This window comes from Kitasatospora sp. NPDC057738 (genome assembly GCF_042798815.1).
Lineage (GTDB): Bacteria > Actinomycetota > Actinomycetes > Streptomycetales > Streptomycetaceae > Kitasatospora > Kitasatospora lactacystinica.
In genome coordinates, this window is record NZ_JBHVJT010000089.1 from 30,710 (window position 1) to 40,276 (window position 9,567).

At 76.5% G+C, this 9,567-nt stretch carries 6 protein-coding genes; 2 read left to right on the forward strand and 4 right to left on the reverse strand.

Features of this window, described 5'->3' with window-relative positions:
- From ACFVGO_RS34425 to ACFVGO_RS34435, 3 genes are all read right to left on the reverse strand, one after another.
- Positions 1-489, reverse strand: a 489-nt coding sequence (locus ACFVGO_RS34425) for a TSUP family transporter (protein WP_380636055.1), incomplete at its 3' end; no start/stop codon positions are given.
- Positions 486-1,934, reverse strand: coding sequence for a rhodanese-like domain-containing protein (locus ACFVGO_RS34430; protein ID WP_380636057.1), 1,449 nt, complete (start codon positions 1,932-1,934; stop codon positions 486-488). The genes ACFVGO_RS34430 and ACFVGO_RS34425, both read right to left, overlap by 4 nt.
- Positions 1,935-2,153: 219 nt before the next feature.
- Positions 2,154-3,353, reverse strand: coding sequence for an FAD/NAD(P)-binding oxidoreductase (locus tag ACFVGO_RS34435; RefSeq protein ID WP_380355326.1), 1,200 nt, complete (start codon positions 3,351-3,353; stop codon positions 2,154-2,156).
- 265 nt (positions 3,354-3,618) lie between these two features.
- On the opposite strand from ACFVGO_RS34435, the gene ACFVGO_RS34440 reads away from it, so the two are divergent.
- The gene (locus tag ACFVGO_RS34440; RefSeq protein ID WP_380636059.1) at positions 3,619-4,533 is read left to right on the forward strand and encodes a hypothetical protein; all 915 of its coding nucleotides are present in this window, start codon (positions 3,619-3,621) and stop codon (positions 4,531-4,533) included.
- A 164-nt stretch (positions 4,534-4,697) separates the two neighbouring features.
- On the forward strand, positions 4,698-7,985 hold the full coding sequence (locus ACFVGO_RS34445; protein WP_380636060.1) for a BTAD domain-containing putative transcriptional regulator: 3,288 nt from the start codon (positions 4,698-4,700) through the stop codon (positions 7,983-7,985).
- A gap of 124 nt (positions 7,986-8,109) precedes the next feature.
- Here the strand turns inward: ACFVGO_RS34445 and ACFVGO_RS34450 are convergent.
- Positions 8,110-9,567 (reverse strand): alpha/beta hydrolase (locus ACFVGO_RS34450; protein WP_380636062.1); only part of this gene is annotated, 1,458 nt, incomplete at its 5' end.

The window sequence follows — 9,567 nt, forward strand, 5'->3', positions numbered from 1 at the left end:
CCGGCCGGCTGGTTTCGCGGACGGAGCGGCGCCGCGGCCGTCCCCGGCCTCCCCGCCTTCCGCGGCCGCCCCGGTCTCCCCGGCCTCCCCGCCTTCCGCGGCCGCCCCGCCCGGAACGCGCCGCGCGCTTCGGGCGCCGCGCAGCATCACCGCGGCGGCCAGCGCGGCCAGGACGGCGAACGCGGAGGTCAGCACCGGCTGCGGGATGCGGTGGGCGAGCACGGACGCCCCGATGGCGGGGAGCACGCCGGCCGCGGCGAACAGTGCGCCGGTGCGCCACTGGACGGTGCCGCTGCCCGCGTGGCGGGTCAGCGCGGTGACGGAGGTGGCGGTGACGATGACCAGGCTGGTGGTCCCGGCGTCGGAGGGCGACAGGCCCAGCAGGTACACCAGGGCCGGGACCGCGAGCACTCCCCCGCCGCCGCCCAGCGCGCCGAGGGCCACGCCGACCACGGCTCCACAGAGCAGAGCGGTGATCAGGACGCTCACGCCGTGACGCCGTCCGCGGCCTGGCCGGCGGGGCGCACGACCTCGCCGTTCCAGGCGGCGAAGCCGCCGCGCAGGTCGACGGCCTCGAAGCCGCGGGCGCGCAGCACGGACGCGGCCACCGAGGAGCGGTTGCCGCCCGCGCAGATGACGGTCAGCGGCTGATCGGTCGGCAGTTCGCCCAGGCGGGCGAGCAGTTCGGGCAGCGGGAGGAGCCGGGCGCCGGGGAGGGTGCCCTTGTCCTGCGTCTCGCCCGGGCCGCGTACGTCCAGCAGCGTGAAGTCGGCTTCGCCCTCGACGAGTTGACCGTCGGTGGAGCGGGCGAGGGAGCGGGCGAGGTCGTCGGCGTCCACGCGCGCGACCGAGGTCAGGTGCGCGGCGTCGATCGCCTCGACGGCGGTGCCCAGGGCGCCCAGGACGCGGTCGAAGCCGATCCGGGCGAGGCGGGTCCGGGCCTCGATCGCCGTGTCCGGGTCGCCGCACAGGACGACGGCGTCCTGGGCGTCGAGCACCTGGCCGGCGAGTTCGGCGAACCGGCCGCCGAGGGGGATGTTGACCGCGCCGTGCAGGTGGGCGGCGGCGAACGCCTCCGGATCCCTGGTGTCCAGCACGGTGGCGCCGCCCGCCCGGGCCTGGAGGAACGCCTCCGGGGTGAGCGGCGGGACGGGGGTGTCCTCGTCCAGGACCGGACGGGCCTGGCGGTTGCGCACCGAGGTGAACGCGAAGTAGGCGGGCGCGGCGGGCTGGCCGGCGGTCACCACGGCGACGAACTCGTCCTCGGTCATGTCGGCCAGGGCGTAGTTGCCGCGGCGCTGGTTGCCGATCGTGCAGCTCAGCTCGGTGGAGAGGTTCTTGCCGCAGGCCGAGCCGGCGCCGTGCGCCGGGTAGACGCGCGTGTCGTCGGGGAGGGTCAGCAGGGCCCGGGTGGAGCGGTACAGCAGGCGGGCCATCTCCTCGGCGGACCGCCCGCGCGAGCTGAGCAGGTCGGGGCGGCCGACGTCGCCGATGAACAGCGTGTCGCCGGTGAGCACACCGAACGGGACGGCGTCACCGGCGTGTTCGCGCACGAGGACGCAGATCGATTCGGGGGTGTGGCCCGGGGTGTGCAGGATCTCCAGGTCGACCTCGCCGAGGCCGATCCGCTCGCCGTCGCCCAGGGGGTCGGTGTCGAAGTCCAGCGCGGCGGCGGAGCCGTAGGAGATGCGCGCGCCGGTGCGCTCGGCGAGTTCCAGGTGGCCGGAGAGGAAGTCCGCGTGGATGTGGGTCTCGATGACCCGCTCGATGGTCAGTCCGTGCTGTTCGGCGGCGGCGAGGTACTCGCGGACGTCGCGCTGGGGGTCGACCACGACGGCCCGGCCGGTGGTGCGGTCACCGACGAGGTACGAGGCGTGGGAGAGGCAGTCGAGGTAGAACTGCACGAAGACCAGTGGTCCGGCGGGCGTCGTCATCCGGGGCTCCTGAGGGTGGAGGGTGGCTGCGCCCCGCGGCCTTGGGGGCGGGGCGTGGGTACGGGCGGGCGTGGGTACGGGCGGATGCGGGCACGGGCGGGATGTCGCCCGGCAGCACGCCGTGGGCGCGCGAAGGGCCGCGCCGGCGGGAGGCCCGAGTGGTGGGCCGTACGGGAGATCCGGGGCGCGCGGGCGCCCGGGGGTGCGTGACCGCGAGGGTCAGGCAAGCCCGCGGAGCATGAGGTTCCAGTAGAGGAACGGCAGCCCGCGCCGCTTGAGGTACCACATGTCGGTGCGCTCGCGGACGGTGTTGATCACCGGGATCGACGGGGCGGGCCGCCCGCTGTAGTCGAACTCGGCGAGCAGCATCTTGTTGCGGGCGGTGGTCAGCGGGCAGGAGGCGTAGCCGTCGTACGCGGCCTCGGGCTCGCGGCCGTCGAGGGTGGCGAGGAGGTTCTCGACGAGCACCGGGGCCTGCTTGCGCACCGCGGCGCCGGTCTTGGAGTTCGGGGAGGATCCGGCGTCACCGAGCGCCCACACGTTGGGGTGACGGACGTGCCGCATGGTGTACTTGTCGATCTCGACGTAGCCGGCCGGGTCGTCGGCACCGGCGAGCGGGCCGCGCTTGATCCAGTCCGGGGCGCTCTGCGGCGGCACCAGGTGGGCGACGTCGTACGGCAGGGTCGTCCTGCCCCCGGTCCCCAGATCGGTGACGACCACCTCGCGGGCCTCCGGGCGCACCTCGGTGACCTCGCTCCCGTAGTGGACCTTGATGCCGTAGCGGCGGACCACGCCTTCGAGGACGCGGGCGAACTCCGGGACGCCGAAGATGGCGGTGCCGGGGATCACCAGGTGGACGTCGATCCTGCCGAGCACGCCCTCCCTGCGCCAGTGGTCGGCGGCCAGGTAGGCGATCTTCTGCGGGGCGCCGCCGCACTTGATGGCTCCCGCGGGCATGCTGAACACCGCGCTGCCGGAGCGGGTCCCGCGGATGAAGCGCCAGGTCGCGGGGGCGTGCTGCGGCAGGTAGTTGCTGGACAGTCCGTCCTGGCCGAGCCCGGCTTCCAGGCCCGGTATCCGGTCCCAGTCCAGTTGGATGCCGGGGCAGACCACGAGGTGGTCGTAGGAGACCGTGCCGCCGTCGTCCAGCGCCACCTCCCGGGCCTCGGGGTCGACGGCGACCGCGGCGCGGCGTATCCACTGCACGCCCTTCGGCATGACGGACGCCTGGGGCCGGATGCTCTCCGCCAGCGGCGCCCGGCCTCCGCCGACCAGCGTCCACAGCGGCTGGTAGTAGTGATGACCGCTCGGATCGAGCACCGCGACGTCCCGCTGGCCGGCGCGGCGCAGCCGGGCCGCGACCGAGATCCCCGCGGTCCCGCCGCCGATGATCACGATCCGGTGATGCCTGGTTATCAAGTGGACCCTCCCTGGCGAAATGTACGGACATTAAGCTAGGTCGGACCCGCCACGGACCGCAAGCCATTGTCCGTACATTTGCCTCCGGGGCACGGCGCCGCCCTGATCGACCGCCACGGGCGGCGTCCGGCCGACGTGCCGAACGGGACTTGCACGGATTCCCCGACACCCGGCAGCGCATGATGAAACGATGAACGGGCCATGGTCAGGCCCGACTTGGAGGTCGTCGTTGCCGGGTGACAAGCGGAGCGTCCAGGAGAGAGCCGTGCCCACCGCACGCATCACCCCCGGCGACTTCCCCACCAGCCCGCTCGCCCTGCGCTTCGCCGACCCCGCCGGACAGGCCCCGGCCCGCGCCTTCGCCGCCGGGCAGGCGGCCGCCGCCACCGAAGCGGCCGGCCTGCTGGCCCGGATGTGGGAGACCGCCGGGGACCGGCCCGCCCGGGTCGCCGCGCTGGCCACCGTCCACGCGCGGCTGGTCGACTGGCGCTACCGCCCCGCCGTCACGATGGGCCCGCCTCCCGGCATCGCCGGCACCGCCTTCAACCCGGAGCGCTTCCGCACCCCGATCCGGGAGGGCGACACCAACTACGACCGCCTCGGCGAGGTCGGCCGTCTGCGCGAGGGCGCTCGATGGGACCGGACCACCCGCACCTACACCGGCGGCCGCGCGACCCCGGCCTGGGAGGCCATGCTCCGCTACGGCCGTCTCGCCGAGCGGCGCTTCGCCGCCGAGGGCGTCACGGGCGACATCCTCCAGAACCGGGTGCTCCTGCCGGACGGACGGCGGATCGCCGGCAACCGCCTCCTGCGGGGAGACGCCGCCCGCCGCACCGACGCCGAACTCGTCGCCCGGTACGCGGCCCGCGGCCTGGACACCTCCTGGATCGAGAGCGGCGGCACGCCGATCTACACCGCCACCCCCGCGCCTCGGGACGGCGCCGTCCTGCACGCCGCCGCCCTGGACCTCCTGGCCCGCCCCCGCCTCACCACCGAGGACTACCTGCTGGCCCGCTACCTGCTCTTCCAGGCCCCGCGGACCAAGAAGGGGAGCGACGCCGTGACCAGGACGTTCATCGTCGCGGTCGGCGCCGTCGCCCTCCCCGGCACCGCACCCGCCCTGCCCGAGGACATCGACCTGCGCAGCTACGTCCTCGGCCGGCCCCGCTTCCGCCCGTAGCCGGGCAGCGCCCGCACGGCTCGCCGACCGCCCCGGTCGGCCCCGCCCGAACTCGCCCCGGCCCGACCTGCCCCCGGAGCCGAGCTGCCCCAGGACCCGAGCTGCCCCCGGGCCCCAGGATAATGATCTTGTTTGTCGGGCGGGGCCGAGCGAGGACGGGCGGCATGCGGATCAAGGTTCTGGGGCCTCTCCAGGTCGTACGGGGAGAGGACGGGCGCACCGTCGAGGTCGGCGGGGCGCGGCTGCGGCTGCTGCTGGTCCGGCTGGCCCTCGACCCCGGGCGGGTGGTCACCCGCGAGCGGCTGGTCGACGACCTCTGGGGGGACACGCCACCGGATGAGCCCGCCGGCGCCGTGCAGTCCCTGGTCTCCCGGCTCCGCCGGGCGCTGGGGGCGGACCGGACGGTGATCGGCTCGCATCCCGCCGGGTACCTGCTCGACCTGCCCCGGGCGAGCGTGGACGCCTGGGACTTCGAGCAGCGCGTGACGGCCGGGCGGGCGGCGCTGGCGGCGGGCGGGTTCGCCGAGGCGGCCACCGTGCTGGGCGAGGCGGTGAAGCTGTGGCGCGGGGCACCGTTCACGGAGGCCGAGGGCGCCGGATTCGCCGCCGCACCGGCGGCCCGGCTGGCCGAACTGCGGCTGTCGGCGGCCGAGGACCACGCGGACGCGGTCCTCGCGCTCGGCGCGGCCGACCGGGTGCCGGGACTGGTCGCGGAGCTCACCGAACTCTGCGCGGCCAACCCGCTGCGCGAGCGGGCCGCGGCCCGTCTGATGCGCGCGCTGGAGACGAACGGGCAGCAGGCCGCGGCGCTGGAGGTGTTCGAACGCACCCGGCGGGCGCTGGCCGGGGAACTGGGCGCCGACCCGTCCGCCGAACTGCGGGACGTCCACCTGCGGGTGCTGTCCGGCGCCGAGCCGCCGAGGTCAGGACCTGCCCCGGCGCCCGTGGGCAGTCCGGCCGGACGCGCCGCGCTGCCCACCTGGCTGACCGGCCTGGTCGGCCGCGACGACGCGGTGACGGCGATCCGGGAGCGGCTCGGCCGGTCGCGCCTGGTGACGCTCACCGGGCCGGGCGGCGTCGGCAAGACCCGGCTGGCGGTCGCGGTCGCGGCCGCCGCGCCTGTCGGAACCGACGTACGGCTGGCGGAACTGGCCGATGTCAGCATCCCCGACGTCAACGCCCCCGACGTCGGCACCCCCGACGCGGTGGCCCGGGCCGTCCTGACGGCGGTCCGTCCGCCGCAGGACTCCGGGGTGCCGGCGGACGGACCGCCCGTCGGCACCCCGGCCGGCGATCCGGTCGACCGCATCGTCCGCGCGTTGGAGGGCCGCGAGACCCTGCTCGTCCTGGACAACTGCGAACACGTGGTCGTGGCCGCGGCCCGGCTGGCCCACCGACTGCTGACCGCCGTGCCGGGCCTCACCGTGCTGGCCACCAGCCGGGAACCGCTCGGGCTGGCCGGCGAGACCCTCTGGCCGGTACCCCCGCTCGCCGTACCCCCGCCGGCCACCACCGCGGAGGAGGCGCTCGCCCACCCCGCCGTCGCCCTGTTCGCCGAACGGGCCGCCGCGGCGGCCCCGGACTTCACCCTCGACCGGAACACCGTCGAGCCCGTCGTCCGGATCTGCCGGGAACTGGACGGCCTCCCGCTCGCCCTGGAGCTGGCGGCGGCACGACTGCGCTCCCTCGGCCCCGGGCACCTCGCGGCGCGGCTGCACGACCGGCTCCGGCTGCTGGACCGGGGCCCCCGCACCGCCCCCGGCCGGCATCGCACGCTGCGCGCCGTCATCGGCTGGAGCTGGGACCTGCTCGACGAGGACGAACGCGTCCTGCTGCGGCGGCTGTCGGTGTTCGCCGGCGGGGCGCTCCTGTCCGACGCCCACCGGGTCTGCTCCGGCCGTTGGCCGGGCGGTCCGGCACCGGACGTGGTGGCCGTGGAGGACCTGCTGGCGTCCCTGGTCGAGAAATCCCTGGTGGTGGCCACCGGCCGGGGCGGCGGGCCGCTGCGGTTCCGGCTGCTGGAGACCGTTCGCGAGTACGCCGCCGAACAGCTCGTCGCGGCCGGGGAGGCGGACCGGACCGGCGCCGAGCACCTGGGCCGCTACCTCGCCCTCGCCGAGACCGCCGAGCCCCGGTTGCGCACGGACGACCAGCTGAACCGGCTGGCCCGGCTGGACGCCGAGCACCTCAACCTGGACGCGGCGCTGCGCCGGGCGGTCGCCGTCGGCCCGCCGGAGCACGCGCTGCGGTTGGCGGCCGCCCGGATCTGGCCGTGGCTGATGCGCGGTCAGGGACACGAGGCCGGCGAGTGGACGACGGCCGTCCTCGCGGCTCACGGCCACACCCCGCCGCCCGGCCTGGAGCAGGCGCACGCGCTGTGCGTGATCCTCTCCGGGCTCACCGCGCCACTGCGGGACGCGGACGGGACGGCGGCCCCGGCCGAGGCGATGGGGCAGGCGCTGGTCACGGCGCTGGAGGCGGACCACCCGGTCGCGCTCGGGGCGGCGCTCCTGCTGGCCCTGGGCGGGCCGCCCGGGGCCACGAGCGCGGCGGCGGAGCGGTTCCTCGGGCATCCCGACGCCTGGGTCCGGGCCGGCGCCCATCTGGCGCTCGGCCGCGTCGAGCTGGGCGCCGGCCGGATCGCGGAGGCCGAGCACGGTCTGCGGACCGCGGTGGACGGCTTCCGGGCGCTCGGTGACCGCTGGGGCCTGGCGATGGCCCTGGTCACGCTGGCCGCGCTGCTGTCCGTCACCGGCGCGGCCGACGAGGCGCTGACCGCGCTCCTCCAGGCCCGCGACTGCGACGCCCGGATGGGCGGCGCCGGCGACGCCCCGCTGCCGCTGCTGCTGTCCGGCCGGCTGCGGACCCGGAACGGCGAGCCGGACGCGGCCCGGGCCGACCTGGAACGCGCGCTGGCCGCCGCCGTACGGGCGCGGGACCCGCACCTCCAGGCCGCGTCCCGCTACGCGCTCGGTGAACTCGCCAGAAGGACCGGCGACTTGACGGCGGCGCTGCGCGACCAGCAGGAGACGCTACGGAGGCTGGAGCGCCTCTCACCGGCCGACGCCGCGGCTCCCACCCGGCGGCACCTGCTCGCCCTGCTGCACACCAGCCTGGGCCGCATCCGGCTTCGCCTCCGCACGCCCGAGCAGGCCGCCGCGCTGCACCGCCGGGCACTGGAGCTGGCCGCGGAGGGCGGTGACCGGCCGGTCCGCGCCGACGTGCTGGAGGGCTTCGCCGAGTACTGCCTGGCCCAGGGCGAGCCGACCCGGGGCGCGGCCGCACTGGGCGCGGCGTACGCGCTGCGCGGAGCCCATGACGCGGGCGACCCGGAGCTGCGCGCCGTCCTGGACGGCTGCGCCGAGGCGCTCGGTGAGGACGGCTTCCGCAGCGCCTGGGAGCGCGGCCGGGCACTGTCGCGACCGGAGTCGCTGGCCCGGGAGGCAGGCTGACGGTTCCGCCGGGACGGTCGGCGAGGGAGCGTCCGACGGCCCGCACGGCCCGCACGACCCGCACGACCCGCACGGCGGACAGGTCCGCACGGCCCCGCTGCCGGGGCTGGGCGGACCGGTCGGCTCAGCCCGCGAAGGGCTGCCGGTCGGATGCGCAGACCGTCCCGCGCGCCGGGAGCACGCCGTCGATCAGGTAGCGCGTCTCGTACCGGGCCGCGCAGCCGCTGGGGTTGGCCAGGACCGTGTGGCCGTAGCCGTCGACGGTCAGCAGTTCGGCGCGGGCGAGCGACCGGGCCATGGCGCGGGACCCCTCGTACGGCATGCCCGGGTCCCCGGTGGCGGCGACGACCAGGATCGGCCGGGCGGTCGGGTGGTTCCACGGGCCGTCGTAGCGGTCGCGGTCCCGGACGGGCCAGTCGGCGCAGCGCTCCGCGGCCCACGCGAAGTACGGGCCGACCTCGCCGGAACGGGAGCGGGCAAGTGCTGCCTGGGCCGGGTAGTCGGCACCGGCCGGCGGGTTGGCACTGTCCGAGCACATCACCGCGAGCGCCTGGTCGGGGGACGCGTGGGAGACGGGCGGCAGCGGCGCGGCAGGTGCCTCGGTGGCGGTCCACAGGGCCTGGAGCGTGCCGCCGAGCCGGGACCAGCCCGTGCCGGGCAGGCCGGGGACGGGGTTCGCCGCGTAGAGCGACAGGACCGTCGTCTCCAGGGCCGAACCGGCGGTGAAGGTCGTGCCGGAGACGGCGACCGGCCGGGTCCGCAGCCGCTGGAGCAGCTCGGCGAACCGGTCACGCGTGGCGGTGGCCGTCCCGGCGGAGAAGGCGCACGCCTGCGGGCCGACCCGACCGCACCGGTCGAGGAAGGCGTCGAGGATCCGGCCGGCGGCCAGGTCGTTGCCGTTGCGCAGGAGGGTGCCCTCGGCCGCGGCCTGCCCGTTCCGGCCGGTGGACCAGGCCACCGGGTCCATGGCGCTGTCCAGGACCATGGCGCGGACCCGGCCGGGGAACAGGTTGGCGTAGGTGGCACCCAGGTAGCTGCCGTACGAGGTGCCCAGGTAGCTGAGCTGCCGGTCGCCGACCGCGCGGCGCAGCAGGTCCATGTCCCGGGCGACGTTCGCGGTGGAGACGTGGGACAGCAGGGCGGCGTCGCGGGCCCCGCACTGCCGCCCGAGGCGCCGGTAGGCATCGGTCCACGCCCGCTGCTGGACGGCGTCCTCGGGGTAGCCGGCCGCGGTGCCGGCCAGCAGGGCCTGCTCCTCCGCCGGGTTCTCGAAGCACTGGACGCCGGCGCTGCCGCCGGTGCCCCGCGGGTCGAAGCCGACGATGTCGAAGCGCGCGCGGACCTCCTCGGGGAAGAGGTCGAGCATCGCGGGCAGGGCCGCGGTGCCGGGCACGGCCGGGCCGCCGGGGTTGTAGAACAGCGAGCCGATCCGGTGGGCCGGGTCGCTCGCCGGGTGCCGGACGACGGAGAGGTCCAGGCCCGCCCCGCGCGGGTCGTGGTGGTCGAGCGGGACGCGGGCGCTCGCGCACTCGAAGCCGTCCCCGCAGCTCGCCCAGTCGAGCCGCGGCACCGGGGCGGTGTC